Origin of the sequence: Pseudomonas sp. TTU2014-080ASC, from assembly GCF_001446935.1 — a bacterium.
GTDB lineage: Bacteria > Pseudomonadota > Gammaproteobacteria > Pseudomonadales > Pseudomonadaceae > Aquipseudomonas.
Genome location: NZ_LKKK01000002.1, coordinates 106,830 through 132,972, shown reverse-complemented (window position 1 = coordinate 132,972; position 26,143 = coordinate 106,830). Strand labels below are relative to the sequence as shown.

The 26,143-nt window shown below is 54.4% G+C and carries 21 protein-coding genes and 1 pseudogene; 13 read left to right on the top strand and 9 right to left on the bottom strand.

The window, feature by feature from the left end; genetic code table 11:
* The first annotated feature begins 63 nt into the window (after window positions 1-63).
* The 5 genes from AO726_RS06180 (at window position 64) to AO726_RS06160 (ending at window position 7,598) form a co-directional block, all read left to right on the top strand.
* On the top strand, window positions 64-1,446 hold the full coding sequence (locus tag AO726_RS06180) for a sodium:solute symporter (protein ID WP_058067207.1): 1,383 nt from the start codon (window positions 64-66) through the stop codon (window positions 1,444-1,446).
* A 54-nt stretch (window positions 1,447-1,500) separates the two neighbouring features.
* Window positions 1,501-3,102, top strand: a complete 1,602-nt coding sequence (locus AO726_RS06175; RefSeq protein ID WP_058067206.1) for a 5-guanidino-2-oxopentanoate decarboxylase — start codon at window positions 1,501-1,503, stop codon at window positions 3,100-3,102.
* Between the two features lie 48 nt (window positions 3,103-3,150).
* Entirely contained in the window at window positions 3,151-4,581 is a 1,431-nt protein-coding gene (locus tag AO726_RS06170) for an aldehyde dehydrogenase family protein (protein WP_058067205.1), read from the top strand.
* 99 nt (window positions 4,582-4,680) lie between these two features.
* On the top strand, window positions 4,681-5,760 hold the full coding sequence (locus AO726_RS06165) for an FAD-dependent oxidoreductase (RefSeq protein WP_058067204.1): 1,080 nt from the start codon (window positions 4,681-4,683) through the stop codon (window positions 5,758-5,760).
* A 122-nt stretch (window positions 5,761-5,882) separates the two neighbouring features.
* Window positions 5,883-7,598, top strand: coding sequence for a methyl-accepting chemotaxis protein (locus AO726_RS06160; RefSeq protein ID WP_446737413.1), 1,716 nt, complete (start codon window positions 5,883-5,885; stop codon window positions 7,596-7,598).
* A gap of 186 nt (window positions 7,599-7,784) precedes the next feature.
* Here the strand turns inward: AO726_RS06160 and AO726_RS06155 are convergent, their stop codons facing one another.
* The 8 genes and pseudogenes from AO726_RS06155 to AO726_RS06120 all read right to left on the bottom strand — a co-directional run bounded on the left by AO726_RS06155 (window position 7,785) and on the right by AO726_RS06120 (window position 16,407).
* A complete protein-coding gene (locus AO726_RS06155; protein ID WP_058067202.1) occupies window positions 7,785-8,351 on the bottom strand; it encodes a hypothetical protein in 567 nt (188 codons plus the stop codon).
* An 889-nt stretch (window positions 8,352-9,240) separates the two neighbouring features.
* Window positions 9,241-9,932, bottom strand: a pseudogene (locus AO726_RS20905) (IS5 family transposase); the annotation flags it as partial.
* A gap of 12 nt (window positions 9,933-9,944) precedes the next feature.
* On the bottom strand, window positions 9,945-11,837 hold the full coding sequence (locus tag AO726_RS06150) for a hypothetical protein (RefSeq protein ID WP_152987250.1): 1,893 nt from the start codon (window positions 11,835-11,837) through the stop codon (window positions 9,945-9,947).
* Between the two features lie 38 nt (window positions 11,838-11,875).
* On the bottom strand, window positions 11,876-12,520 hold the full coding sequence (locus AO726_RS06140; protein ID WP_058067199.1) for an HAD family hydrolase: 645 nt from the start codon (window positions 12,518-12,520) through the stop codon (window positions 11,876-11,878).
* Window positions 12,517-13,272, bottom strand: a complete 756-nt coding sequence (locus tag AO726_RS06135) for an SDR family oxidoreductase (RefSeq protein WP_058067198.1) — start codon at window positions 13,270-13,272, stop codon at window positions 12,517-12,519. The genes AO726_RS06140 and AO726_RS06135 overlap by 4 nt, the downstream gene beginning before the upstream one ends.
* Entirely contained in the window at window positions 13,269-14,570 is a 1,302-nt protein-coding gene (locus tag AO726_RS06130; RefSeq protein ID WP_058067197.1) for an FAD-binding oxidoreductase, read from the bottom strand. Before AO726_RS06130 ends, AO726_RS06135 begins: the two co-directional genes overlap by 4 nt.
* A complete protein-coding gene (locus AO726_RS06125; protein WP_058067196.1) occupies window positions 14,567-15,538 on the bottom strand; it encodes a lysylphosphatidylglycerol synthase transmembrane domain-containing protein in 972 nt (323 codons plus the stop codon). The genes AO726_RS06130 and AO726_RS06125 overlap by 4 nt, the downstream gene beginning before the upstream one ends.
* The gene (locus AO726_RS06120) at window positions 15,535-16,407 is read right to left on the bottom strand and encodes a decaprenyl-phosphate phosphoribosyltransferase (protein ID WP_058067195.1); all 873 of its coding nucleotides are present in this window, start codon (window positions 16,405-16,407) and stop codon (window positions 15,535-15,537) included. Before AO726_RS06120 ends, AO726_RS06125 begins: the two co-directional genes overlap by 4 nt.
* Before the next feature lie 508 nt (window positions 16,408-16,915).
* Here AO726_RS06120 and AO726_RS06115 point away from each other — a divergent pair.
* Entirely contained in the window at window positions 16,916-18,229 is a 1,314-nt protein-coding gene (locus AO726_RS06115; RefSeq protein WP_058067194.1) for an NAD(P)/FAD-dependent oxidoreductase, read from the top strand.
* A 93-nt stretch (window positions 18,230-18,322) separates the two neighbouring features.
* Here AO726_RS06115 and AO726_RS06110 read toward each other — a convergent pair whose 3' ends face one another.
* A complete protein-coding gene (locus AO726_RS06110) occupies window positions 18,323-19,522 on the bottom strand; it encodes a ShlB/FhaC/HecB family hemolysin secretion/activation protein (RefSeq protein WP_058067193.1) in 1,200 nt (399 codons plus the stop codon).
* Between the two features lie 285 nt (window positions 19,523-19,807).
* Here AO726_RS06110 and AO726_RS06105 point away from each other — a divergent pair, with 285 nt between their 5' ends.
* The 7 genes from AO726_RS06105 (at window position 19,808) to AO726_RS06075 (ending at window position 26,139) form a co-directional block, all read left to right on the top strand.
* A complete protein-coding gene (locus AO726_RS06105) occupies window positions 19,808-20,506 on the top strand; it encodes a LuxR C-terminal-related transcriptional regulator (RefSeq protein WP_058067960.1) in 699 nt (232 codons plus the stop codon).
* Window positions 20,416-22,335 carry a sensor histidine kinase gene (locus AO726_RS06100; protein ID WP_082629069.1) on the top strand — a complete coding sequence of 640 codons (1,920 nt, stop codon included), beginning with the start codon at window positions 20,416-20,418 and terminating at the stop codon, window positions 22,333-22,335. Before AO726_RS06105 ends, AO726_RS06100 begins: the two co-directional genes overlap by 91 nt.
* Window positions 22,336-22,582: 247 nt before the next feature.
* A complete protein-coding gene (fliD, locus tag AO726_RS06095) occupies window positions 22,583-23,881 on the top strand; it encodes a flagellar filament capping protein FliD (protein WP_058067191.1) in 1,299 nt (432 codons plus the stop codon).
* Window positions 23,878-24,273, top strand: coding sequence for a flagellar export chaperone FliS (gene fliS / locus AO726_RS06090; RefSeq protein WP_058067190.1), 396 nt, complete (start codon window positions 23,878-23,880; stop codon window positions 24,271-24,273). The genes fliD and fliS overlap by 4 nt, the downstream gene beginning before the upstream one ends.
* Window positions 24,257-24,562 carry a hypothetical protein gene (locus AO726_RS06085; RefSeq protein WP_058067189.1) on the top strand — a complete coding sequence of 102 codons (306 nt, stop codon included), beginning with the start codon at window positions 24,257-24,259 and terminating at the stop codon, window positions 24,560-24,562. The genes fliS and AO726_RS06085 overlap by 17 nt, the downstream gene beginning before the upstream one ends.
* A 16-nt stretch (window positions 24,563-24,578) precedes the next feature.
* Window positions 24,579-25,643, top strand: a complete 1,065-nt coding sequence (gene fliK / locus AO726_RS06080) for a flagellar hook-length control protein FliK (RefSeq protein ID WP_058067188.1) — start codon at window positions 24,579-24,581, stop codon at window positions 25,641-25,643.
* A 25-nt stretch (window positions 25,644-25,668) separates the two neighbouring features.
* Window positions 25,669-26,139 carry a flagellar basal body-associated FliL family protein gene (locus AO726_RS06075; protein ID WP_058067187.1) on the top strand — a complete coding sequence of 157 codons (471 nt, stop codon included), beginning with the start codon at window positions 25,669-25,671 and terminating at the stop codon, window positions 26,137-26,139.
* Window positions 26,140-26,143 lie beyond the last annotated feature (4 nt).

Below are 26,143 nucleotides of genomic sequence, written 5' to 3'. Positions count from 1 at the left end.
CCACTGCACTCAGATGCAATGCGACTGAGTGCAGATGTTCTACAAAAATAAGAGGTATTTGTCATGGTCACGGACCTGATTGTTATTTTGCTTTATGTAGCTGCCATGTTAGCGCTGGGTTGGTACGGCATGCGCCGCGCTAAAACCCGCGAAGATTATCTGGTTGCCGGGCGTAATCTGGGCCCGGTGTTCTATACCGGCACCATGGCGGCCACCGTGCTTGGCGGTGCCTCCACCATCGGCTCGGTCCGTTTGGGTTATGTCCATGGCGTCTCCGGCATCTGGCTGTGTGCCGCGCTGGGGCTGGGCATCATCGGTATCAGCTTGCTGCTGGCTAAGCCGCTGATGCGCCTGAAGGTGTACACCGTGACCCAAGTGCTGGAGCGTCGCTATAACCCGACTGCCCGCCATTCCAGCGCTGCGATCATGCTGGTGTATGCGCTGATGATCGGTGCGACGTCCATCATCGGTATGGGCAGCGTGATGAGTGTGCTGCTGGGCCTACCGTTCTGGGTGTGTGTGCTACTCGGCGGCGGTATCGTGGTGCTGTATTCCACTATCGGCGGCATGTGGTCGCTGACCCTGACTGACATCGTGCAGTTCCTGATCATGACTATCGGCCTGGTCTTCGTACTGATGCCACTGTCGATCAGTGATGCCGGCGGTTGGGATGCATTGGTAGCGGCGCTGCCGGCCAGCGCGTTCGACTTCACCGCGATCGGCTGGGACACCATCATCACCTACTTCCTGATCTACTTCTTCGGCATCTTCATCGGTCAGGACATCTGGCAGCGTGTGTTCACCGCCCGCAGCGAGACCGTTGCCCGCGTGGCCGGTACAACTGCCGGTATCTACTGTGTGCTCTACGGTCTGGCCATGGTACTGATCGGCATGGCGGCTAAGGTGCTGCTGCCGGATCTGGCCAACGCCAACGACGCGTTTGCCAGCATTGTGCAGACCAGCCTGCCGGACGGTATCCGTGGTCTGGTGGTTGCAGCGGCTCTGGCTGCGCTGATGTCGACTGCCAGCGCCGGCCTGCTGGCTGCCTCCACCACAGCAGCACAAGACCTGTGGCCGCTGGTCAGTGGCAAGCAGAGCGATGAAGGCGTGCACGTAAACCGTATCTTCACCCTGCTGCTGGGTGTGCTGGTGCTGGGTATCGCACTGGTGGTCAGCGATGTGATCAGTGCCCTGACCATGGCCTACAACCTGCTGGTGGGCGGCATGCTGATCCCGCTGCTGGGTGCGGTGTACTGGAAGCGTGCAACCACCTTCGCAGCCATCGTCAGCATGGCGCTGGGCAGCATCGGCGCGATGGTGTTCATGGTTATCGATGGCCTGGACGCCAACACCCCGATCTATTGGGGGCTGGCCCTGAGCGTTACCAGTTTTGTCCTGATCAGCCTGTTGTCTCCGCGCAAATCCCCCGTCGCGCATACAGCCTGAATGGATGGCACCGCCTGATGGCGGTGCCTTTTTACTCAATAGGGAGGTGACTGCATGAGCACATGCGGCGAGTTTCTGGTTCAGCAATTACAGGCCTGGGGCGTTGATACCGCATTCGGTATCCCCGGCGTTCATACGGTGGAGCTGTATCGCGGCCTGCCTGAAAGCCGCATCCGCCACATCACACCGCGCCACGAACAGGGCGCAGGCTTTATGGCAGACGGTTACGCGCGGGTCACGGGCAAGCCCGGTGTCTGCTTCATCATCACTGGCCCCGGGATGACCAACATCCTCACGGCGATGGGGCAGGCTTACGCTGATTCGATTCCCATGCTGGTGATTTCCAGCGTCAACGAGCGCGAGCGCCTCGGCTTGGGCAAAGGCTATCTGCATGAGCTGCCCAACCAACGTGCGATGGTCGCCGGTGTTTCCGCGTTCAGCCATACCCTGATGAGCGTGGAAGAGCTGCCAGCGGTGTTGGCCCGTGCCTTTACCGTGTTTGAAGGTGAGCGTCCGCGTCCGGTGCATATCGAGTTGCCGCTGGACATCATCACCGCCGATGCCTCGCACATGCAGTTGGCGCCCAAGCCGACGGTGCGTCGTCCGGCACCGAATCGCACGTTGATCCGTGAAGCGGCTGATCTGCTTAAGCAGGCCAAGCGGCCTCTGTTGTTGCTCGGCGGTGGCTGTGTGGCGGCTGAGTCCGAAGCCCGTGCGCTGGCGGCTGCGCTGGATGCACCAACGGCCCTGACCATCAATGCCAAAGGTTTGCTGCCGGGTGGCCACCCGCTGCTGCTGGGCAGTAACCAGTCGCTGGTGCCGGTGCGTGAGCTGGCGCTGGAGGCGGATGTGGTGCTGGCGATTGGCACTGAACTGGGCGAAACCGATTACGACGTGGTGTTCGATGGCAACTTCAAACTGCCCGGCCGCCTGATTCGTATCGACATCGACGGCCAGCAATTGCAGCGCAATTTCACCCCGCATCTGGCGATTCAGGGCGATGCCCGTTTGGCCATGCGCATGTTGCTGGCCGAACTGGGCCCGCAGGACATCAACCCGAACGGCCTTGGTGTGCAACGTACGGCAGCGGTACAGCAACAGCTGGCCGAAGATTTCGCCGGCTGGACGCACTATCGCCAGCTGTTCGATTGCATCCTTGATGCGTTGCCAGATGTGCGCTTTGTCGGTGATTCCACGCAAACCGTTTACAGCGGAAATCATCTGGTCGAGATGGATGGAGCGCGTCGTTGGTTCAACGCCTCCACCGGTTACGGCACCTTGGGTTACGGCCTGCCGGCGGCGATTGGTGCCAAGCTGGCCGAGCCTTCGCGCCCGGTGATCAGCCTGATGGGCGACGGTGGTATTCAGTTCACCTTGCCTGAGTTGGCCAGTGCGGTTGAGGCCAAAGTCGGCGTCATCGTGTTGCTGTGGAATAACAGCGGCTACGGCGAAATCAAACGCTACATGGAGCGCCGCGATATCACCCCGCTGGGTGTGGACATCTACACGCCTGATCTGCTCGCGATTGCCCGCGGCTTTGGTTGTGAAGCGGAACGTGCCCGCGACCATCAGCATTTGCAGGAGCTGCTGCGCAACGCGCCGCAGGATCGCCCGCTGATTATCGAGGTGCTTGAGCAGGCGCCTTTCCATCCGTAAGTAACGTCAAGCCAGCCCGCTCGGGCTGGCTTTTGCAGGTCTCCGTCTATGTCTTCCCAACTGTTTATCAATGGCGACTGGTGCGCTTCCAGCATCAGTACGCAACTGCCTGTGTATAACCCGGCAACTGCCGAGCAGATCGCCAGCGTGGCCTGTGCCGCACCAGCGGATGTGGACCGTGCCGTGCAGGCCGCACAGGCGGCCTTCCCTGCATGGAGCCTGCTCAGTGGCCGCCAGCGTGCGGTGTACCTGCGCGGCTTTGCCGAGCAGATCGGTGCCCGCAGTGAAGAGCTGATCAGCCTGCAAATGCGCAACAGTGGCAAACCCCGGCATGAGGCTGAAGTGGATATCGGCGACGCCATCGCCACCTTCGCTTATTACGCTGAACAGGCCGACGCTCTGGATGCCGCGCAGAACGCCGAAGTGCCGCTGCCGGATGACGCCTTCCGCTCTTACGCCCGCCGCGAGCCGGTGGGCGTGGTCAGTTTGATCGTGCCGTGGAACTTCCCGCTGGTGACCAGCGCCTGGAAGATCGCTCCGGCATTGGCCGCGGGTTGCTGTGTGTTGCTCAAGCCGTCCGAGCTGACGCCGCTGATCGAGCTGACCCTGGGCGAAATGGCCCAGGCCATCGGCTTGCCTGCTGGTGTGCTGAATATCTTGCCCGGCGCGGCGGATGTCGGCGCAGCCATGACAACCCATCCGCAGATCGTCAAAGTCTCTTTCACCGGCAGCAATGCCGTGGGGCGCAGGGTGATGCAAGCAGCAGCCGAACGCACGCTGCCGGTCAGTCTGGAACTGGGTGGTAAATCACCGATTGTGGTATTTGCCGACGCCGATCTGGATCAGGCGGTGGAATGGATCATCGGCGGTATTTGCTGGAACGCCGGGCAAATGTGCTCGGCCACTTCGCGCCTGCTGGTGCAGGACGAGATTGCCGATGCGCTGCTGGATCGTTTGGCGGTGGCCATGCATAACCTCAAGGTTGCGGCACCGGATGCAGACGGTTGCGAGATGGGGCCGATGACCAGCCAGGTGCAACTGAACAAGGTGCAGGAGTATTTCGCCATCGCTGAGCAGGAAGGTCTGGACTGCCGCACAGGTGGCCAAGCCTTGTCTGGCGCAGGTTGGTTTGTTGCGCCGACCCTGTATGCCGATGTGCCTGCAGATAGCCGCCTGTGGAACGAAGAAATCTTCGGCCCGGTGTTGTGCGCCCGTCGCTTTAGCGATGAGGCCGATGCGCTGCGTCAGGCCAACGACTGTGCCTTTGCCCTGGCTGGCACCGTGGTCAGTGCCGACGCACAACGTGCCATGCGTGTAGCCAATGCGCTGGAAGCCGGGCATGTGTGGATCAATTCCATGCAGGTGGTTTATCCACAGACCTCCTGGGGCGGCGGCAAGGCCAGTGGGATTGGCCGCGAGCTGGGGCCGTGGGGATTGGCGGCGTTCCAGCAGATCAAACACATCACTGTGCCAAGCTGATTCAGTAACCGCCGGTAAACGAACCGGGTACGTTGTGGGTGGTTCCTTTCTGGCGGCGTATGTCATTACCATGGGCAGCATGTTCTGTGCTGCCCACGGATGACCTGTTTGACTGAATATGATCTTTTGCTGATTGGTGCCGGTCACGCACACCTCGGTGTATTGCGGCGCTGGGCTGTGGTTGAGCGTCCACCGGGGCGCATTGCGTTGATTTCATCCAGCCCGTTTGCCTGGTATGCAGGGTTGATCCCTGCCGTTGTTGCGGGCCGCGCCAGCGCCGCCGATGCGCAGATTGATCTGCAATCGCTGTGTCGTGCGGCCAAGGTCGATCTGATCGTCAGTCCGTTACAAAGCCTTTCCGCTGCCCAGCAGCAAGTGCAGCTGGACGATGGCTGCACCCTGCGCGGTAAGTGGCTGTCGCTGAATGTCGGGGCACAGAATAAAGCGCCCGAACAAACCGGCGATGCCATGCAGGTGGTAGCGGTTAAGCCTTTCGATACCTTTATCAACACCTGGCAACAATGGCAGGCTGATCCCAAGCCGCTGGGGATCATCGGTGCCGGCGTGGCGGGTGTTGAGCTGGCCTTCGCCCTGGCTGAGCAAGTGCCGCAACTGATGCTGATGTGCTCGGGGCATCTGCTTGAACGGCAGTCCCCGGCGCTGCGTTTACGTGCGCTGGGGCAGTTGCGTATGCGCGGGGTGTATGTGCGTGAGGACTGCCCGGTAACGCGCATACAGGAGCGCGACCTGTATAGCGAAAAAGAGCACGTCTGGAGTGGTTCCCGTCTGATTCTGGCCAGCGGTCTCAAGGCGTTACCGTGGCTCGCGTTGAGTGGCTTAGGTTGTGACGAAAGAGGCTACGTGCTGGTCGCTCCGACCCTGCAAAGCTATACCCATCCGCCTGTATTCGCCGTAGGTGATTGCGCCAGCCTCAGCGGGGTTCGTAAGAATGCTGTGCGGGCTGTGGAGCAGGCTGCGGTTCTGACGAATAACCTCAATGCTGCGCTGCGTGGTTTGCCTTTAAAACCATACAGACCGGGTAAACAGCGCCTGACCTTGCTTGATACCGGCGATGACGGGGCCATGTTCGAATGGCGCGGTTACACCGCCAACGGGCCGCTCTATGGCCGCTGGAAGCGCTGGCGTGATGAGACGTTTGTGCGTCGTCACCGTCTCTGAGCACGACTGAGCTTTCGCTACTTATGTAGCGCTATGGCTCGACTAAAGTGTCATGGTCGGGCGGTGTGGTGAATGCTCGAATCAGCTCTCTGCCCGATTTGGCCGCAAAGAGCGACACCGCGATGGACTATAGAATTGCTGACAGCAGCCGATCACCTGCACAGGTTTTCGGTGCTACGCGCTCACCATCATCACTGCATTCCGTTTCCACAGGCGCGAGCCCTGAGCGTAACGAGCAGCACAGAACAATAATAATGAGGTTTGTCATGCGCTCTGCGTTTGTCACCTACCCCAAGGCCTGCCTGCTGCATGCTGTGGGGCTTGCCGGGTTGGCCCTGCTGTATCATACGGTTGCCGTGCCCTGGTTTATCAGCCTGCCTTCATTTTTGTTATTGGCGCTATGGCCTTGGCTGGGTCCGTGGCAACGTCAGGATCAGGCGTCCCAATCTGCGGGTGCAGATGCACAACATGCCTTTAACGAGCTGAGCCAGAATTTATCCCGGCACACCTGTCACAACGCGTTGGCTGCGGCAGAAGTCGCCCACGCCGCCCTGCAACTCAGTGGGCGTTTGCAATCACAGCTGGGCGCGACAGAGCAGATCAACCAAGCCGCCGAAGCTATCACCCACACCGAACACGAAAACGCCCTGCTTGCAGAGCAGACGTTGGGCGCTGCGCAAAATGTCCGCCAGAGCAGTATCAGCGGTCAGCAAGATTTGCGCGAAGCCATCACCGCCATGCAGCAGCTCAGTGCGCAGACTGCAACCAGCCGTGAGTTGATTGACGGGCTAAGCACCCGCACCGAGCAGATTGAAACGGTCACTCAGGTGATTCAGTCCATCGCCAGCCAGACCAACCTGTTGGCCCTTAACGCTGCCATTGAGGCTGCCCGTGCTGGTGAGATGGGCCGTGGCTTTGCCGTGGTGGCGGATGAAGTGCGTAACTTGGCGGGACGTACCAGCAGCGCCACCGAAGAAGTCGCCCAGATCGTTAACGATATCCGCCAGCAAAGTGGTGCCGTGGTCGAGCATATGCAGCGTCAGGCTGAACAACTGACGCAGGCTGCCGAGCAGGTCGAGCGTACTGGCGAACAGCTTCAAGGCATCGCCACCTTGGCTGAAGATGTGGCTGCGCAGGTTGGCCAGATCGATAGCGGTACCCGCCACAATCATGAGCGTCTGGCTGAGCTGTCTGTGGCAGTCGGACAGCTGCGCAGCGATGTTAGTGACAGCGAAGTGCAGACCCGCCAGTTGAGCAGTTCCTCGGATCGTCTGGTCGAGCTGGCTGAGAGCGTCAGTGAGCAGTTGGCCGGGGTTAAGCTGGATGACTACCACCAGCGTGTCTATGACCTTGCCCGCACAGCGGCACAGCAGATCAGCGAGCAGTTCGAGTGTGATGTGGAGAACGGTCGCATCAGCCTGGGTGACCTGTTTGACCGCAATTACCAGCCGATTCCCAACACTTTCCCGCCCAAGTTCAAGACGCGCTTCGATGACTACGCCGATCATGTTCTGCCGGGCATCCAGGAGCCGTTACTGCAACAGCATGAGGGGCTGGTATTCGCCATCGCTACGACGGCAGAAGGCTACGTGCCGACCCACAACCGGGCTTTTAACCACCCGCCAACCGGCGACCGCACGGTGGATACCGCCCGCAGCCGGGGTAAGCGCCTGTTCAACGACCGCACCGGCATTCGCTGCGGCAGCCATCAGCAGCCGCTGTTGTTGCAAACCTACACCCGCGACACCGGCGAGCTGATGCACGATCTGTCGGTGCCGATTACGGTCAAAGGCCGGCATTGGGGCGGCATCCGCCTGGGCTACAAGCCGGAGAAATAGGCAGGGCTGACCAGGCACTGTTTTGTGAGGTGGGCAACTCTGCATAGCAGATGACCCACCGTGGGGCGAGTGCTGGATCGTCTTCGGGCACCTTATGTGCAGGCTTAATATCTATTGGAGTGATATCCACTAATAGGTCAGTCGGACTTCTCCGGCGCTCTTACTGCAGATTCTGGGATACCGATCTTATGGAGTAAAAGGGCTGGGGGTTTTTACTCCGAGCTGGATTTCCTCATACAGATTGCCAGTTGAGCCAATGCCTCTCGTGTCGACTGTGTAGCACACGAAATCTTCCTCCATTTCCAGCCCAAAAGTTCCGACCAGCGAGGGGTAATCTTGCTTAGCTGATGCGACAAACTGCTCCTCAAACTTCCGGGTGAACACATAAATACCAATCATGACTCCGTCGCCCAGTTGCTCGAAAGTTTCACTGAGCATTGTAGGTTCAATTATCTTTATGAGTCCGGCATGGCTGTGCATCAACAAACCTAAGATGCACCATCCCTTTTTCAGGCCCGTGCCGGTCCAGATGATTTCTAGTCCCGGATTTTTTCTGAGTCTCAAGTAGCTGCTGCGTGTGTGCCCACCCATCGCTAAGAAGTAGCACACATAGTTATTGCTCTGTTGCAGCAGTTGCTCTATTTTTCTGACTCTATTGGTAACAGTTTCGTCTGACGCTTCACCTTGATGCTTTCTGGAGTCGTTATCGGTCTTTGATTGGTCAGAGGGGCTACTATTTATGATTCCGTTCAATTTGATCTCCTGTTTTTTCCTATAACCTGAGTGCAGTTGAGCTGCGATTTTGAGCGTCTAAAAGCAAAGTACGCGATTTAGATCTACATAAATTAATCAGCGCCCTATGCGCTCTTCAAGTTGAAGGGGAAGGTTTGCTAGTAGTTATATATACGAGCATCGTGTCCGTTATGAATTCAATATCGATGTGTACGCAATGATGTATTGAATGCATGATAGATTTGTCGGAGCTCGAGTAATAAAGAATTTCGGCATAATGGCTTGTCTTGCTTTCAAACTCAGCCAAAGTCAGTGACGAGTAAGACTCTTTAACATTGTCTTCATTACTGAAGCTTACACTACACTCTTTTGCGGTAAGCGAGATGACTAAGTTGATGACTACGGAGAAAGCTTATTCGAAGCATTGAAAGTGTACTTTTCGCTGAGTTTGCAGGCACCACCAAAGTCAAAAATACCTTATCTAAATATTTAACTATAGCCACTGGCTAGATTCCTGATGCTATGGATTTTACTAAGAATTGGTGTCGCGACAGTTTTTAGGTTGTACTGAAGCAGATTTGGTGCTGTTGTACTGAGTTTCAGATTTCTCAAGTAGGATAATAAGACGTTTCGATAATGCTCTATGTGTAGTAGCCATCCTCATATATAATTTTGTTACTGGGATTCGGTACGAAAATTCAAATATCGGTTCACCTCAACATCAATGGTGCAGATGTTTTCGTGCAAAGCGAAGGCCACTCCGAAGAAGACGGACTGATTTTGGCAAACTGTCGAGTCTGCGGATGGTCCGCAGATATTTACAAGCGCATTAAGGGCAAGTGCGTCTGTAATGTGCGAAATAGCTGCTGCGAGGTTATAACTGCTGCTAAAGCTAGGTCCTAGACGCAAACTACTGCTGTAGGCATCGCAGCGTCCAGGCCAGTGTGACCATGACGGCAAAACTTCTTGCCTGCTTGTCGTAATGAGTGCCAATCCTGCGATTCTATTTCAGCCAGCCGAATATTAGTCGATGATGTTCCGTTGCCGGTATTTTGGGCGCTCGAACAGTCGAGGTAGTCACGGTTTTGGCTTGCGCTTCATGGTTCGCTGCGGAATCACAGGCTCCGTCCGGTAACGTTCATAGTATTGGCGCAGTTCTCGGCATCTTAGCACTTGTCTGCAAGCGACCAGCGGTAGTGCTTACGAGGCCGACCTTGTTTCCCTAGTATGCGAATCTGATCCAAGAGAGCTTGAGCATTCGAAATGTCGCTGGACTGACCCGCAGATAGCAAAATGCTTAGGGGCACACCGTTGGCATCGCAAACCATATGGATCTGGTGCTCAGGCCATACCTGCTGCGCCCCAGTGCATGCTCTACCGGCTCTTCTGGCCCCCATTTTCCCCGTCGCCAGAACAGGATCGGGTTGCTCGTACCACCGTGGAGTCGGTCATCCATGTATCCAGATCGAACAACCTTTCCTGACTCAGGCGAATGTACAACCGTTCAAGCAGTTGTTCGAACGTCCCGTCTTCCCTCCAATCACGGAAGCGTTGATTCACGGTCGATCATGGGCCGAAGCGTTCCGGTACATCGCGCCTAGCAACGCACAAGTACTATTTGGTGCAGTATCTGATTTCGTAATCTGTTTTCATCAAACTTGTAACAAGAACCAATCCTTTAATTTTTTTTGTACTACACAGGTTGTGTATCTCATTTTCGGAGATACTTTCCTTTCTCATAGATTCGGCTGTGTAGTTAGATAGGCCATAGGTTCTATTATTGCTTTCAACCCCATGTGCAAGTGGGACTCCAAACAAAGAATACACGAGAAGCCCGCTTGCCCATTTAGGTCCGCCGAGTGAAGCTACTTCGCTATCGTAAATGCTGCGAGGAATAAACATTAATGTGTCTCGACGGGTAAGGGCGCTTTCGTTAAGCGCTTGATTTAAACTGTTTTGAAGCTTGTATATCCAGTTTTTATCTTCCAAATTGTTAAATATTTCTCGGCTTTTAAATGGGGTGTAGGGATTTAAGTCTTTAATACTCAGTATTTCATTTGGTTTGAAGTTGCTTTCAATTGTATTACTTGAAAGGATGTGTTGTATTATGTTTCTCAGGGGGCTGGTCAATAGGCTTTTTTTGTCGCTAGGGATTTCTTGAATTATAACTAAACTTGCGATCAAAACAAAAGCAATGGCGGAACTTGGGCTAATGAAGTGTAATGGCGCTTTATTGATTTTTGATATAAACTCAACTATGGATATGTACAGTATGATGGTGATAGTACTGCCAAGGCTGAAAGTAAAATACCATTGTTCAGAATCATTAAGGCCGACTTGAGTTGTGATGATTAAGTAAAGAATCAAAATTGATATTGAGCTTGCAATGCTCAGCTTTAGGTAAGTATGGTTTTTAGTGACAATGGATATGAACATCCAGACCAGACTTGCGCATATTGGGTAGTATATATGCCATAAACTAACATGCCATGCGAGTCTGTCGGATAACGAAAAAAATGCGAAAAAGCTATTAATGTTTATATTTGATAATGATGTTTGGGTGCTGGTTTCTGCTTGGAAAAGTGAGGAATAGAAATAGAAAAAAATTAAAAGACAGGTCCCAAATATATATACAGAAATTTTTCTGAAGTCCTTTTGTAAGAGTAGGATTCCAGTAAATGTGGCCAGCATAAATCCTGCAGATATTTTTGAAAGAGATATTATAGCGATTATCACGAATAAATTTATGTAGTCTCGCTTTTTGACTGTATCTTTGTTGTATACAGCGTATAGGTAAGTTGCTGCCGTTAAAAGCACTAAGGTTCCTAGCCATAGCCCGTGCGAAGCAATACCATGCCAGGATGAAATAATGATCGGTGGGATAGCGATGACAGACACGATGTATGCCCATGAGGGAAGTCCTCTGACTGTTCTTCCAATGAGCAGTAATATGGCTGAAATAAAGATAAATATTTTGAATTGATGAAACAATCCATAACTGTCATAAGGATCGAGGCCACTAATTTTTAAAAATAATGCGTCAACAGTGTGGCTCAGAATATGGTACATGTTGAAAGGAGTCCCGTGCTGACCTGTGCTGGGGAATCCTAAATTCATCATGCTATTAATTAAAGCTACATGGTATGACGTATCCTGATGGAAGCTGGCGCCGGATTCTAACTCGGCTATTGGAAATGTTTTTATGTAAATTGCCCAACCGCTTGTGTTTGGTTGTGAATAGATGATTGAGCATGAAAAAGCTATGAGCGCCAGTGCAAAGGTATGTGAACAAATTTTATTTAGTAAGAGAGGGTGTTCTCTAAAGTTGAATATCCTCTCTGTTATGAATAGTAGTGCTAAAAACAATAGTGATGTGAGCGTTATGCTTGCGATGGGGAACTGTAAGAACAACTTAATCGAGATTAATAGGGAGTATAAGAAGTATAGTCCTACTGCCAGTAGCGATGCGCTGTATGTGTCGGTGTTGGAGTTTAGATTGTAATTCATAGTAGGTAAGTAGAACTTTTAGATGGTGATTTTATTTCTTAGATTTTATCAAGTCGTACAAATTTACCTCGTTTAAGTATCCATCCTTCGTCAACTAACATCAAAAAGGGGTGGTCGCCAGTACTATCTCCGTACCCATATGTGGTACAAGGGGCTCTGCTTGATAGCCATTGTTTAAGTTTTAGAGCTTTCGCATGTCCAAAACAGTTCTCACCATCTAGTTCTCCACTTACACGGTTTTTTGTATTGGTGCGAAGTTTTGAACAAATTAAGCCGTCTAAAGATAATTTTTTTACAAATGCTTCTAGGTAAATATCTAATGAGGCACTTAGTAAAATACATTCATGACCTTGCTCTTTGTGCCACTTTAGACGCTCCATTCCTTCGTGACGAAGGATATTAGGAATCGCGGTTTCACAGAATAGTTCTCCCTGTATGTATAGCTCTTTGATATCATAACCCTCAAGGTATTTTTTGAGCAAAATTTGCTTGGCGATATCGTTGGGAACTAACCTAGCTAAGTACGCAGTGAGTGTTGGGCTAAGTCCGAGTAGTTTGGTGTAGTATGCCGGGGCGCCAACCAAGAACTTAAGAAACGGCATTAAAGTGTCGCCGGTGGTCAACGTTCCGTCGAAATCAAAGAATGCCACTGCTTGATTACTTTTTTGAAGGTGTAAGCTCATAGTGACATTCGCTTGAATATAGAGTCGGGGATATGTCTGATGACTAACATTATTCCTTTCCAGAACCAGGGTAAATAAACTTCCCCTTTACCAGTCCGCATGGCCTTGATAATTCCTGTTGCGATATCTTTAGGCTTAGCCCACAACGGTCCACGTTTGTCGAGTCCGTCTGTCATTGGGGTGTCTACGAAGCCCGGCTTGATAGTTACTACATCAACGTTAGCTTTAGACAGTCTGTTGCGCAGGCCTTGAAGAAACAGTGTGACCATGCCTTTGGCCGCGCCATAGACGTAATTACTTTGGCGTCCTCGATCTCCTGCCACAGAGCTGATTACAGCGATGACACCATGTTGCTGTTGCTCAAAATAATTGGCTATAAGGGTGAGTAGATCAATAACGCTTAGGGCATTAGTTTCAAATTCTTGCCGTGTCAGTAGTGTGTCCGTCTGACAGGCCTTTTGATTTGGAAGAGTGCCATGGGCAATTAATACGCTATCGATACCGCCCAGCACGCGCTCAGCCGTTTCGATGAGTCGAGCATGCTGAGAGGTGTCGGTCAGATTTGCTGCGCATCCGTCAATGCATTGATCTGTGGAGGCCCGTACTTTTAGATCATCTATCAAGGCTTTGAGTTTTTTTGGACTACGCCCAATGCAATATATAGAGGCGCCCTGGGCAACCAATAGTCGCGCTGTCTGTTCGGCAATTGAAGAGGTTGCCCCGAAAATGATGACACGTTTTAGAGAGTTCATAAGGCCACACGTTGCCAAAATCGAGAAGAAAAGCTTGGGTCGACATATTTGCTGAAATCTTCCCATTGTGGGAAGCCAGATTGGAAAAGGCTTGCAGGCATGCGGGCATCCTTGGCCGGATAGAGCGTTCCCCCTGCTTCAGCTACGATGAAATCTAGCTCTGTTAGTAGTCGCAAAGTTCTTTCGCCACGATTGGGGAAGTCCAAAGCAAGGGTTGTTCCTGGGCGAGGAAAAGACAGCATGCCAAGTGAAGGTTTGTTCCCGAATGTCTTCAATACGGCTAAAAATGAGCCTTCACCGTGCTTGGCAATAGTGTTTAAAAGTGAGGCTATTGCGCCTTCAGATTCATTGGGTGGGATCACACATTGATACTGATAGAACCCTTGCCGTCCATAAATTCGGTTCCAGTCCCGAATTGAATCCAGCGGGTAGAAGTATGGTACGTAGTGGGTAAGTGCACCTTGTGGTTTAACTGACTGTCGATAGTAAATAGAATTGAAGGTGCGTAGGGTGAGTCTGTTTACCAATGAGAATGGAAGATCAACAGGAATCCGCTTGCTACTATATTTGAAAGTAGGAAGTTCCGTTTGTGTCGCTGCGTGTCGACCTGTCATTAAGATCCCGCGGCCTTGAGCGTTGCCCTTTGAGAGGCAGTCGATCCAAGCGACGGTATAGGGCCAAGAGGTTTCAGCTTGGCGGTTAAGCGTCCAGAACTCATCTAGGTTGTTGAAGCGACGCGTCTCCACCCACATCCAAGGATTTTTGATGGGCATTAGCTGTAATTCAACCCAGCGAATCAGGCCTGTCAGGCCCAGACCACCGACAGTAGAGGCAAACCAACCGGTTCCGTCGTTAGGACGGCACTCGATTGAGCTGCCATCGCTGCGCCAGAGTTCTAATGCCAGCACATGGTGCCCAAAGCTGCCGTGAGAGTGGTGGTTCTTACCATGCACATCGTTAGCGACAGCTCCCCCTAAAGTGGCAAATCGCGTACCTGGCGTGCTCGGCAAAAACCAGCCTTGTGGAACGGTCAAGGCCAAGATCTCACCTAAGGTGATGCCCGCCTCACAACGTACAACGCCATTCTGGGGGTCAAATTCTATGAAGCGGTCTAGACCGCGTGTCATCAATAGGGTGCCGCTCTCTGTGAGGCACACGTCGCCGTAGCTACGTCCATTGCCATATGCCAGCAGTGGCTTCGGCAAATGCTCTGGGACGCCAAGGTTGCGTTGAAAGAGTGAATGTATCGCTTCAGGACTCACTCGAGGCAAGCGATTCCAAGATCCTGCATAGCTCATGAGCTCTTCTCTGATAAAACTTCCTCATTCCTGCTTTGCGCCAAGCAAGCTAAACCGATCGCCACAGCAAGCCAGAGTGTGGCCAAGCGTATAAATACGGTAGCGGCTATGGCAGTTGGGATACTCACCCCTGCGAAACTAAGGAGGGTAACCATTACTGCCTCGGCACTACCTAAACCGCCAGGTAAGAAGCTAAGGGCACCGGCCAGCATCGAGACGGCATAAATGAAAATTGCGAACGACAGTGGTACATCGGTTCCCAGCCAGTCCAGCGCCCAATAGAAAGCTAATGCCTCTGAAGTCCAGGCTATTAAACTTAGGATGGTGGAAATTATCAGTGTCCTAGGGCGATGGCATTGCCGAGTGTCAGACAGCATCGCTCGGACATTAATAATTAGCGGCAAGAGTTTGCACTTGCGACCTAGTGCCCAGTTGTATAGTTGGTCTAGTAATGATTGGTTAGACAGGCATGCCATCATAACCACAATAGCCAACGCCCCTGCTATGACGATGCCATGTGCATTAGGGTATTGGGCTAATCCGAGCAAAGTGAGGAGTACGATAGCGACTAGGTCGGACAGTCGTTCACTTATGAAAGTAGCGAAAGTTGTAGGGAATGGGACCCCATACCGTTTAAGTAGTACACCTCGGAATGCTTCGCCTGCCTTACCAGGAGTTGTTGTCAAGGCAAAACCGCTGAGGTAGATGCGTAGGCCGGCTCCCAATGGCACATTATACCCGAGTACAGAGAGGTAGAGTTTCCAGCGACCAAAGCGGAGTCCGTAGTTCACTAGAGACATGAATAAAGTGATCAGTGTACCCAGCGTGCCAATTTGTATGAAGGCAGTTACAACATCATTCCACCCCCCCCAAAGTGAGAAGGCCAGATAGCCGGCGGCTGCCAAAATAATAGAGATAATTAGCGTTCGAAACCGCCAACCTTCGAGATGGGGCAGTGCTGAGGTCATGACAGCACCCAGACAGTTGTTGCCGCCCAGGCCAAAACAGTTACGAACAAGTGCTGATCTCTGAGCAGGTCCTTAGCAGTATCGCTACCTTTGAACTGCCGGTGTAGCAAGAATAGATAACGGAAAATGCCATAGACTACAAAAGGAAGTGTGTAAATCAGGTGGTCATTGCCGTGAATTTCTACAGTATTTGGTGAAACAGTGTACAGTCCATAGGAAATAATTGTACAGCCGGCAGTAACCGAAATCATTTGCTCAAGCATCTGGGGGCTGTAATCCTCAAGCACCTTCCGGGGCATACCGCCATGCCCGTTTGCATTGTTCTCAAGTACCAAAATTTCGGCACGCCGTTTGGTGAATCCCAAGAACAGTGTAACCATTAAACCGCACAGCAATAGCCAGGCAGAGGGAGGGATGCCGAGGCCAATAGTGCCGGCCAGAATTCGAAGCATGAAACCGGATGCGATCAGGAAAACATCAAGAATTACGACATGCTTTAGTTTTAAGGAGTACAAAATATTTATAAGGAAGTAGGCGAGCACAAACAGTGTTACCCAGCTGTCAACAAACAGTGATAGTGCTAACGATGCCGTCACTAGAACCGCCATCAAGGACTTGGCAGTTCTAAGTGAAACTTTGTTTGAGGCTAGAGGGCGAAAACATTTCACCGGGTGTGCTTGGTCGGCCTCGATGTCAATAATGTCGTTCAAAATATATACGGCGCTGGCCATGCTGCAAAATGCCAGAAAAACCAGCATTGCGTTAGTGAGAGTTACTAGGTCCCACTGGTGTGCAAATAATGGCCCCAAGAATACAAAGCCATTCTTTAAGTATTGGTGAGGTCGAATTAGATCGAGTAAAGACAGCATATTTATATAGTTTCAGAGTAGTGATTAGACTAGATTATATATATTTGTGGACGTTAGTGCTCAAATTCTTGCAGATAGTATGGTCTAATCTGGCGAGGTTCTAGCGTTCAGTGTCATCCCTCCATGCTTGGCTAGACATAGGGGCAATCCAAGGCGTACGTGGTCTGAGATTGAAACTAGGTAGTTGGTTAATGTTTAGCCGCTACTTAACCAAGCATACAAAAAACAAGATTTAACGCATGCATCGGCCTGTGTGAACCTCCAAAACATGCGTACTCAAGTGCCGCTGTTTCTTATCCCTATGACCGCCTCACGCCCTTGTGAGCGCTTTTGCTTCGCCATCCCGAACGATGGTCGTTTGCTTCAGGTCATTCTCGCTTTCTGGGCGCTTTGGCATTGTCGCCATGCCCGGCCACCGGATGCTTCCGATCGCTTCTGATCTTGTCTGCTATCCGTTCTGTACTGGCTTTGCCAGACAGTCACCGTTACCCGTATCAGGAATCCCGATATGAATGCCGCGATAAAAAAAGTGACGCCGGCCGCTGTGCGCAGTCCGTCCTATTACAGCGCAACCCTTAATGAAGAAACCGATTACCCAACACTGGAAGGCACCGTTGAGGCTGATGTAGTCATCATCGGCGGTGGTTTTACCGGTGTCGCCACCGCCGTTGAACTGGCAGAGCGCGGGTTGAAAGTAGCAATCGTCGAAACCAACAAAATCGGTTGGGGTGCGGCAGGTCGTAACGGTGGTCAGGTCACGGGTAGCTTGTCCGGTGATGAGGCCATGCGTAAGCAGATGCGCAATACGCTGGGTGCGGAAGTGGATGACTTTATCTGGCACCTGCGTTGGCGCGGTCACGAGATTATCAAGAGCCGTGTCGAGAAGTACGGCATTCAGTGCGACCTGAAACACGGCCACCTGCATGCAGCGATGAAAGACAGCCACATGAAAGAGCTGGAAGCAGCCTATGAAGAGGCTGTTCGTCGTGGCATGAGTCAGGACGTATCACTCTTGGATGCCAGCGGCGTTCGTGAGCATTTGGGCAGTGAGTTGTACTGCGGGGCAATCAAGAACACCCGCAATATGCACCTGCACCCGCTGAATCTGTGCATTGGTGAGGCCAAGGCAGCAGCAAGCCTCGGTGCGCTGATTTTCGAAAATTCCGAAGTGCTGGAAATCGTTCACGGTGCAAAACCGGCTGTGGTGACCGCTAAGGGGCGGATCAACGCCAAGCAGGTGATGCTGGCCGGCGACGTTTACCACAAGCTGGAAAAGAAGAAGCTCAAGGGCATGATCTTCCCGGCCATGGGCGGCATCGTCACCACTGCGCCGCTGGGCGATCTGGCTGAGCAGATTAACCCGCAGGATCTGGCGGTGTATGACTGCCGTTTCGTGCTCGATTACTACCGCCTGACCGCCGACAAGCGCTTGCTGTTCGGAGGTGGCTGTAACTATTCAGGCCGCGACTCCCGTGATATCGCAGCTGAGCTGCGTCCGGGGATCGAGCAGACTTTCCCGCAATTGAAAGGCGTTGCCATCGACTTCCAGTGGAGCTGTGCAATGGGCATCGTGATCAACCGGATTCCGCAGCTGGGCAAACTGTCGGATAACGTTTGGTACTGCCAGGGTTACTCGGGCCACGGTATTGCGACGACTCACATTATGGGTGAGATCATGGCTAACGCCCTGACCGGCACGCTGGGCCATTACGACACCTTTGCTGCGTGCAAGCACATCAAAGTGCCGCTGGGAGATGTGTTCGGAAACCCGATGCTGGCAGCGGGTATGTGGTACTACCAGATGATGGAAAAGCTGCGTTAAGCGGTTCGCCCTTCAACCGTTGTGGTGGGTAAGCCTTCGGCCTTACCCACCCTACAAGAATGACCCACGATGGTTTTGTGGCCGTGTAGTGTTCTAGAAGTAACGCACAATCTGCGTCCACACACGCGGTGTTTTGTCGTTATCGCTGGTGGCGTCGGCATTGCCCAGCTTCCACGCTGCAACCGCATTGATATGCCAGTTGTAGGCGCTCCAGCGCAGGCCTAAACCTGCTCCAGAGCGCTGAGTGCGAAGCGCTTCGCTGGGGTCAAGCCCGGCTGCATTGCGGTGCGATTCGCCGTGATCGGCAAACACAGCGGCTTGCCAGCTTTCGGTCAGGGCGTAGCGCAGCTCGAGGCTCGCTAGCCAACCGCTGTCGGCCAACCCTTCACTTTGCGGGTAGGCGTTTACGCCAAGTGCGCCGCCAATCTGCAGCTTCTCGGACTCGTCGAGATTGTCCTGACTCCACTGACCGTTGACCTGACCATGCAGGCTCAGGCGTGGCGCTAGTTGCTGCACGCGGGCGAGGCCTGCGTGAAGCACGCCGAAGCGACCGTCGTCGGTGTAGCCGGTGACGGTGTAAGGGCTACCCTGGATGTCCACATCGCCCTGGGTCCAGCCAAGACTGAAGTAGTTGCGACCACTGCCGAAGAAGTCGTCGCGGCTGTCGGCATTCAGGGTCAGACTGACGCTTTTGCTGTCCTTCTCGCTGCGCATGTAGGCCAGGTCGAGGCGGTCGTCGAACTGCTTATCGTCGTACTGCAGACGCAGGCTGAGGTTGAAGTCATCACGCTTGATCAGTGGTTGAATGACAAAGGCGCTGAGGGTGCTGACGTCGCCTTCAGCCTCAAGCACGGCCAGTTCCTTTTTCAGCTCATACGCCATGTCGGCCCACATCACGCCAATCTGGGTGTCCCACGGACCTGCCGTGAGGTGGTAGGCAAGCCGGTAGTAATGGCCGCCCTCGCCCGAGCCGGGGCTGCGCAGGCTGAGCTGGTCCTTCTTGCCCAGCAGGTTATTCAGATTCAGGGTGCTGCCCAGTCGGTTTACCCCAACGAAGCGGTTGCCGTAATTATCAAACTCCAGATTGCCGGTGACAGTGGGCATGTCTGTGGAGACAGGTTGCGGCAGGTAATGACGGGTCGCGCCGAGAATCAGGGTGCTGCGCAGATCAATGCCCGGCGCTTCCTGAAAACGCAGGTCGGCGGGAGGGTGTGTAACGTCTGCGGGGGTGTACGCATGGGTGACATCTGTGACGCAAGCAACTGCGAACAGCAGACCAAGGGTCATTCGCATTACGGTGTTCCTGGTGGTGATGTGTAGCACCGGCGCTATGTTCGCCAGTTGAAGATTGAGCTAATGCAGGCAGCCGCTGATGGAGTTGGCGATTCAAACGGTAGTTTGGCGTCAAATAAAAAGCAAAGACTTTATGTCAATTTGCCACTATTGAGATTGAATACGTCCTGCACAGGCTGTGCTGGTGCTGATTAAGGCAGCCATTACGATTCGATAGTGGCTATTGGCCTGCCTTCCATGCCAGACTTGAAGGCAAACAATTTAAAAAAACTGGGTCACTCCATCATGTTTAATGCTTCGGTACCGCCTGCTGAGCAACGGCTCCCAGCACCTGTATTGGTCGTCGAAGACGATACCCTGATGCGTGAGCGTCTCGAGCGGGTTCTGACTGAGTTGGGCTATGGCCGGGAGTCAGTCACATTCGCGGCCTCACTGGCACAGGCGCGTGAGCACATCAGTGTTCAGCCGCTGGCGATGGCGTTGGTTGATCTGGGGTTACCGGATGGCAACGGCATTGAGTTGATCGCTGAGCTGCGTGCGGAAAATCCTGATGTGTGCATTCTGGTGATCTCAGCCTGGACCACTGAAGAGTCGATTTTCGGAGCTTTGCGGGCAGGGGCTACCGGTTATGTGCTCAAGGAGCGCGACGACCTTGAGGTCAGCCTGTCGATTCGCAGCGTGCTGCGCGGGGGCGCGCCGATTGATCCGTTTATTGCACGGCGCATTCTGACCCTGCTACCCAGTGCTGAATTGGCCCGCGCCAACCAGCCTGCCCCTGTCGCCGGAGCTGCAGTGCTGAGCTGCCGTGAGAGTGAAATTCTTGAATTGGTTTCCCAAGGCTTGAGTAATCGGGAAATTGCCGAGCAGTTGAACATTTCCCGATACACCGTCGAATGTCATATCAAACATATCTACCGCAAGCTGGAAGTATCTTCTCGCACCCGCGCAGTCAACGAAGCCAGGCAGCGCGGCATTCTGGCCTGATCCTGCTGCTGGCGCTGCTGCTGCTGTGGTTGCCAGCCTCGGTGTGGGCCTGCCAGGCTCAGATCACCCGCATCGAGGCGGCTTCTGAACTGCATGCCGGTGAGTTGCCGCAAAGCGGATGGGAGCCGGTCAGCCTGCCGGATGTATGGAGGCCTCAGTGGCTCGGTTTACCGGGCGGGCTTTGGTATCGCGTCGCTTGGACCAACGCGTGTCAGGATCAGCCTGTAGCGCTGGCAGTGGACCGCATGGTGATGGCCGCTCAGGTTTATCACAACGGCGAATTGCTCTGGCAGGATGAATCTCTGCAGGCGCCGATGAGCCGCGGTTGGAACATGCCGCGATACTGGGTCTTGCCAGCCTCGACGCTGCGCGGAGAAAACACGCTGCTGTTCCGCCTGGTCAGTGAACGCCACCCGATGCCGGGGTTGGGGACGCTTACTCTGGGTGATCTGCACAGCGTGCTCGATGTGCATGAGCGTAATGTCTGGCAGCAGCGCGATGCGCTGGTCATTAACGTGATCATCTCGCTGATGATCGCCGCTTTGTTTCTGCTGATCTGGCTGATGCGGCCCAAGGAGCACGCGCTGGGCTGGTTTGCCCTAAGTTCGTTGCTGTGGTCGTTTGGCATGCTCAACATGTTCCTGACCACGCCCTGGCCGTTTGAATCCGGGATAGTCTGGGACCGCATCAGCCTCATCCTGTTGATCAGCTACCCCAGCGCATTTGCCATGTTTGTCTGGTCATTTGGCGGTCTGCGTTTCCCCAGGCTGACGCCTTTATTGTGGGGCTCGACGGCGCTGGTTGCGCTGGTGATTGCACTGATTCAGGCTGAGCACATCGTGGTCCTGCAGTTTGTTTGCACCATTAGCTACCGGATCATTTTCAGCCTGATCTGCTTCGGCTATTCCATCTATGCCTTGCGCACGCGTCAGCCCGGCCAGATGTTGCTTGGTGTGTGCTTGCTGATTTTCCTGTTGCTGAATTTTTATGACCTGCTGGCGCACTTGGGTTTTCTCAGCCACTTCCAGGACCTTAAGGCGCTGTCCGCGCCGATCTCGTCGGTGGTGATGTTTGTAATTGTGGCCTGGCGATTTGTTTCGGGCCTGCGCCGCATCGAAACCTTCAACGAAGAACTGCAACAGGCGGTGAACACGACCCGTGAAGAGTTAACCCGCATTCTGCGTCGTGAGCATGAGCTGGAGGGGACGAATATCCGCCTCAACGAGCGTCTGCGTATGACTCATGACTTGCACGACAGCATGGGCAGCTCACTGATGCGTTCAATCATCATGGCTGAGCAGAATCGCTCGCTGGAGCGCTCACAGTTTCTGTCCATGCTCAAGGAGTTGCGCAACGACCTGCGCCATGTGATTGATGGCAGTTCATCCGCTGCCGCAGTGGATTATTCAACCCCGACGGTGTGGATTGCTCCGCTGCGCCGGCGCTTTTCAGCGTTGTTTGATGAGTTGGACGTTAACACCCGCTGGCGGCTGCCGGAGCAGTGGCCGTTTGAGGTGGGTTCGGCGCGTTTGCTGGCGCTGACCCGGTTTCTCGAAGAGGCGCTGACCAACGTACTCAAGCACAGCCAATGCAGTGAGCTGGAGATCACCCTGCAGCTCGACGAGGATCAGCGTATGCGCCTGACTGTGCGTGACAACGGCCGCGGCTTTGACCCGGCGGGTGTCGGTGAGCAAGGTCGTGGGATCGGCATGAACAGCATGCGCATGCGTATAGAACGCATTGGCGGCCAGCTCAACATCACCAGTAAACCCGGTGAAACCCAACTTACCGTCACCTTCAGCGCTGAGGCGCTGAGCCCTCACAGCTGATTCCAGCGCTAAGCCGCAGTGCAAACCTGCGGCCTCATCTGAGCTTAATTTTTGCCCGGACTGTGTCGCCTTGCATTAAGGAGAGTCCGTCAGCTGAAGATGCGGAAGTATTACTTCCGCATTCCCGCAAATAGCCTTCTGGCGGAAGTGCAATTTCAGGTGATGCCTGCACCAGAGCCCGTCAACAGGGCGTTTCAGCTGGTTGGCACCGCTATTGCTAAACCTATAGAAAAACGGGTGCCCGATAATGGCTATCACTACAGAATACGTGCAAAGCATGGCCACTCAGCTGGCTCAGTATCAAATTCAGGGTCGGCTTAGTAAGGCCGAGCGCAATGAGACTAATTACAACGCTCAGCTCAAAGCCCTGACCTCGCTGGATTCCGCTCTGAAGACGTTCAAGTCGGCGGCAAGCGGCCTGAAGAGTGCTGGCAGCAGCATGCTGATCAACAGCGCCAAGTTCAGCCAAGAGGGCTATGCCACAGCCACCGTGGGCGCGAGCGCAGCCAGCGGTAACTATGATTTTTTCGTCAAGAATCTTGCCAGCAAAAGCCAGATTGCCCTGGAAGGCCTGCAAGACAGCGATATGGGCGCAGGCAGCCTGACTCTCAGCCAGAACGGCAGCAGCTTCAGCATTGATCTGAGCAGCGTGACCAGCATGAGCGAGCTGGCCGCCGCTATTAACGACTCAGCCGACAATACCGGCATCACCGCCTCGCTGGTGCGTAGCAACGGCCAGGTCAACCTGGTCCTGAGCAGTGAGAAAACTGGCGCGGATCAGGCCATCAGCCTGTCCGCCACTGGCAACTCTGCACTGGAAACAGCCCTGATTAACTCGCGTGAGCTCTCTGAAGCGAAAGACGCTGAGGTGTATCTGGGTGGCGAAGGTGGCATCAAGCTGACTAGCGCCACGAATACCTTCGACAGCATCATTGATGGCGTCAGCCTGACCTTCACCAAGGCTCATGCCACTGGTGAAACGCCGCTGTCCATCGAGATCGGCCAGGATCAGAACGCGACCAAGGAAAAAGCCCAGAGCTTCGTCTCGGCATTCAACACGCTGATGACCACCTTCGACACCCTGACTGCCAGCGGTGGCGAGAGCTCGAGCCGTGGTGTGCTGGCCGGTGACAGCAGCGTGCGCGCCATCGAAAGCATGCTCAACAACCTGATCCGCACCTCGTTTGGTGGCAGCAGCCTGGTGGACTTCGGTATCGCCGCTGACCGCTACGGCAAGCTGACCATCGACAGCGCTCGGTTTGAGAAAGCTGTGGCTGCCAATCCGGAAGGATTCGACAAGCTGTTCAGCGACAAGGGCAACCTGCTCGAGACCCTCGACAAGAACCTGAATCTGTACACCTCCAGTGCCGGTGGTGTGCTGACCAAGCGTAAAGACAACCTCAATACCCAGCTGCGCCGCCTGGATAATGAATACGACACCATCCAGAAGCAGTACGACAGCTATTACAACCGCTACCTTCGCCAGTACACCAGTCTGATGCAGACCATGTCGTCGATGGAGCAGACCTCCGGGATGTTCGGATGAGTTATCACCACAACGAAAGTTACGACAGCTACCGCTCTGTTGATCTGGAGTCGCGCGCAGCCGCGGCTTCGCCCTACGAGCTGGTGCTGGTGCTGTTTGACGGCCTGCTTGATGAGCTGGCCCGCGCCCGAGGCCACATTGAGGCCAAGCGTTATCAACAGAAAGGCCGCTCGCTGGAGAAGTGCCTGAACATTCTTAACGGCCTCAATGGCGCGCTGGATTACGACGCTGGTGGTGAAACCGTGCAGAGCCTGTCGCGCTTGTACGACTACTGCATCTACCGGCTTAGTGATGTCAGCGTGAGCCTGTCACTGGAAGGTCTGGATGAAGTGGTCGGCCTGCTCAGCGTTCTGCGTGAAGGCTGGGAAGGTGTGAATGCCGCCAGACAGTGAGTTGCGGGCGCTTAACGCGCTGCACGAACAGCTGGCAGACGCATTTGCCAAGGCGCAGTGGGAGCGCATCGGTGAGATTGACGGGCGCATCCGCGCCTGCCTGGAGCTGTTGGCAAAGCTGCCACAGCTCAGTGATGAGGTGCAGGCCGCGCGCCTGCGCCTGAAGCAGCTGCACAACGAAGTGCGCATCGCTGGTGCTGAAGAGTGCGAGCGGCTGCGCGTAGTGCTGTTGCGGCATCTGGAATATGCCGAGGGGCGTAATGCCTACATGAGCGTCGATCAGTTTTAAGCAGGAGTGGTTCAAGGTGTTGTCGTTGATAAACCCGAATGCCGTTCAGGGCGCAGGCCCGGTTGCCGATGAGTCGGTGGCTGCCAGCACCCTGGAGATGGCCGATACACAGCCCGGCGCGGTGTTTGAGTTACCACTCAGTGCGGATGAGCTGCCCAGCGATCTGGCGCTGCTGCTGAGCACCAACACTACGCCTGCCTCTGAGCTGATGGAAGCAGCGCAGCCTGACCCTGAGCGCTGGCTGAGCAGCATGCTGGAACAACAGGCAGTGTCGCTACAGGCCCGTGAGCTGCAGCCTGAGACTGCTCAGGTGCCAGTGGCAGGTTTGCCTGCCAGTGTTGAGCAGGAACATCCGCAGGCACTGAACCCAGCAGCGACTTTGGCTGCGCTGGTACTGGCTGAGCGCCCGGGTGCACAGGCTCAGGCTGAAGCCGCGTCTACTGCGTCCGCTACCAGTCTGCCAAGTGCGCAGATACCCGCTGCGGCGGTAATGCCAGCGTCAACAGCAGCGGCTGCTGTTGCCACAGGCCTGATTGCGCAGGAGCAGGCTCAAAGCGAGTCCCTGAGTTCACTGACCAGTACCGCTGTGGACGCACCTGAAGCCGCCACGCTGGCTGAGTTCAGTGGCAACCGGGCTGCACCGCTGACACACACACTCAAGCTTCAGACGCCGCAAGCGCAATGGGGCGAGCAGATGCTGCAAAGCCTTCGGGACAGCGTTGAGATGCAGATCAATCAGCGTGTGCAGAACGCCACGATTCGCCTTGATCCGCCTGAACTGGGCAGCCTGGAAATCTTCCTCAGCCATGAAGGCGGCCGCATCACTGTTCAACTGTCCGCCGCGAATACCGACGTTGCGCGCTTGCTGCAACAGACCAGCGAGCGCCTGCGCCAGGAGTTGGTGGCGCAGAACTTTGTACAGGTCAACGTGCAGGTTTCGGCGGATGCCCAGGGTGGCCGCCAGCAAGGTCGTGGTGCCTTCCAGCCGATGGCTGCTGAAGAACCTGTACTGGCAGCTCAGGACAGCAGCGAACAGGCACCTCAACAGGATTCTGCCAGCGATGTGCTGGTAACCGTTTAACCCAGCTAATGGACCCACTTACGTCATGACCATGCCGCGGATCGTTCTCTTGCTGCTCATTCTCAACACCCTGGTGGTGCTGGGCGGAACAGCTGCCAACTACATGATGCTGCGCGAGCTGCAAGTCTCCGGTGTGGCCGGTGCTGAAGGTACAGCAGGTAAGCCGACGCAGGAGCAGACCAAAGAATATGGTTTTTTTCCCGTCCCAAAGATCATCGTCACCCTGAAGGGTAAGGACCGCGAGCACTATTTCGTGCTGGATCTGGTGCTGCAAACCGATATTGAAGCCGACCAGAAGAAGCTCGCCCTGCTCGACCCGATGGTGCGCAACTCGGTGGTTGCCAACCTTTCGACGCTGGATTACGAGACTCTGCGCAATATGCCCATCGCCGATCTGCAGGCCCGTCTGGAAGCGGCCATGATCGAAGACTTCACCAGCAAGAACCTTGAGCGTCCGTTCGAGCATGTGCTGGTCAGCAAGCTGATCGTGCAGTAAGGAC

What these genes read in the sequence shown, in the direction of transcription:
- AO726_RS06180 (WP_058067207.1), top strand. Translation starts at nt 64, where the DNA reads ATGGTCACGGACCTGATTGTTATTTTGCTTTATGTAGCTGCCATGTTA.
- AO726_RS06175 (WP_058067206.1), top strand. Translation starts at nt 1,501, where the DNA reads ATGAGCACATGCGGCGAGTTTCTGGTTCAGCAATTACAGGCCTGGGGC.
- AO726_RS06170 (WP_058067205.1), top strand. Translation starts at nt 3,151, where the DNA reads ATGTCTTCCCAACTGTTTATCAATGGCGACTGGTGCGCTTCCAGCATC.
- AO726_RS06165 (WP_058067204.1), top strand. Translation starts at nt 4,681, where the DNA reads ATGACCTGTTTGACTGAATATGATCTTTTGCTGATTGGTGCCGGTCAC.
- AO726_RS06160 (WP_446737413.1), top strand. Translation starts at nt 5,883, where the DNA reads ATGGACTATAGAATTGCTGACAGCAGCCGATCACCTGCACAGGTTTTC.
- AO726_RS06150 (WP_152987250.1), bottom strand. Translation starts at nt 11,837, where the DNA reads ATGAATTACAATCTAAACTCCAACACCGACACATACAGCGCATCGCTA.
- AO726_RS06140 (WP_058067199.1), bottom strand. Translation starts at nt 12,520, where the DNA reads ATGAGCTTACACCTTCAAAAAAGTAATCAAGCAGTGGCATTCTTTGAT.
- AO726_RS06135 (WP_058067198.1), bottom strand. Translation starts at nt 13,272, where the DNA reads ATGAACTCTCTAAAACGTGTCATCATTTTCGGGGCAACCTCTTCAATT.
- AO726_RS06130 (WP_058067197.1), bottom strand. Translation starts at nt 14,570, where the DNA reads ATGAGCTATGCAGGATCTTGGAATCGCTTGCCTCGAGTGAGTCCTGAA.
- AO726_RS06125 (WP_058067196.1), bottom strand. Translation starts at nt 15,538, where the DNA reads ATGACCTCAGCACTGCCCCATCTCGAAGGTTGGCGGTTTCGAACGCTA.
- AO726_RS06120 (WP_058067195.1), bottom strand. Translation starts at nt 16,407, where the DNA reads ATGCTGTCTTTACTCGATCTAATTCGACCTCACCAATACTTAAAGAAT.
- AO726_RS06115 (WP_058067194.1), top strand. Translation starts at nt 16,916, where the DNA reads ATGAATGCCGCGATAAAAAAAGTGACGCCGGCCGCTGTGCGCAGTCCG.
- AO726_RS06110 (WP_058067193.1), bottom strand. Translation starts at nt 19,522, where the DNA reads ATGCGAATGACCCTTGGTCTGCTGTTCGCAGTTGCTTGCGTCACAGAT.
- AO726_RS06105 (WP_058067960.1), top strand. Translation starts at nt 19,808, where the DNA reads ATGTTTAATGCTTCGGTACCGCCTGCTGAGCAACGGCTCCCAGCACCT.
- AO726_RS06100 (WP_082629069.1), top strand. Translation starts at nt 20,416, where the DNA reads ATGTCATATCAAACATATCTACCGCAAGCTGGAAGTATCTTCTCGCAC.
- fliD (WP_058067191.1), top strand. Translation starts at nt 22,583, where the DNA reads ATGGCTATCACTACAGAATACGTGCAAAGCATGGCCACTCAGCTGGCT.
- fliS (WP_058067190.1), top strand. Translation starts at nt 23,878, where the DNA reads ATGAGTTATCACCACAACGAAAGTTACGACAGCTACCGCTCTGTTGAT.
- AO726_RS06085 (WP_058067189.1), top strand. Translation starts at nt 24,257, where the DNA reads ATGCCGCCAGACAGTGAGTTGCGGGCGCTTAACGCGCTGCACGAACAG.
- AO726_RS06075 (WP_058067187.1), top strand. Translation starts at nt 25,669, where the DNA reads ATGACCATGCCGCGGATCGTTCTCTTGCTGCTCATTCTCAACACCCTG.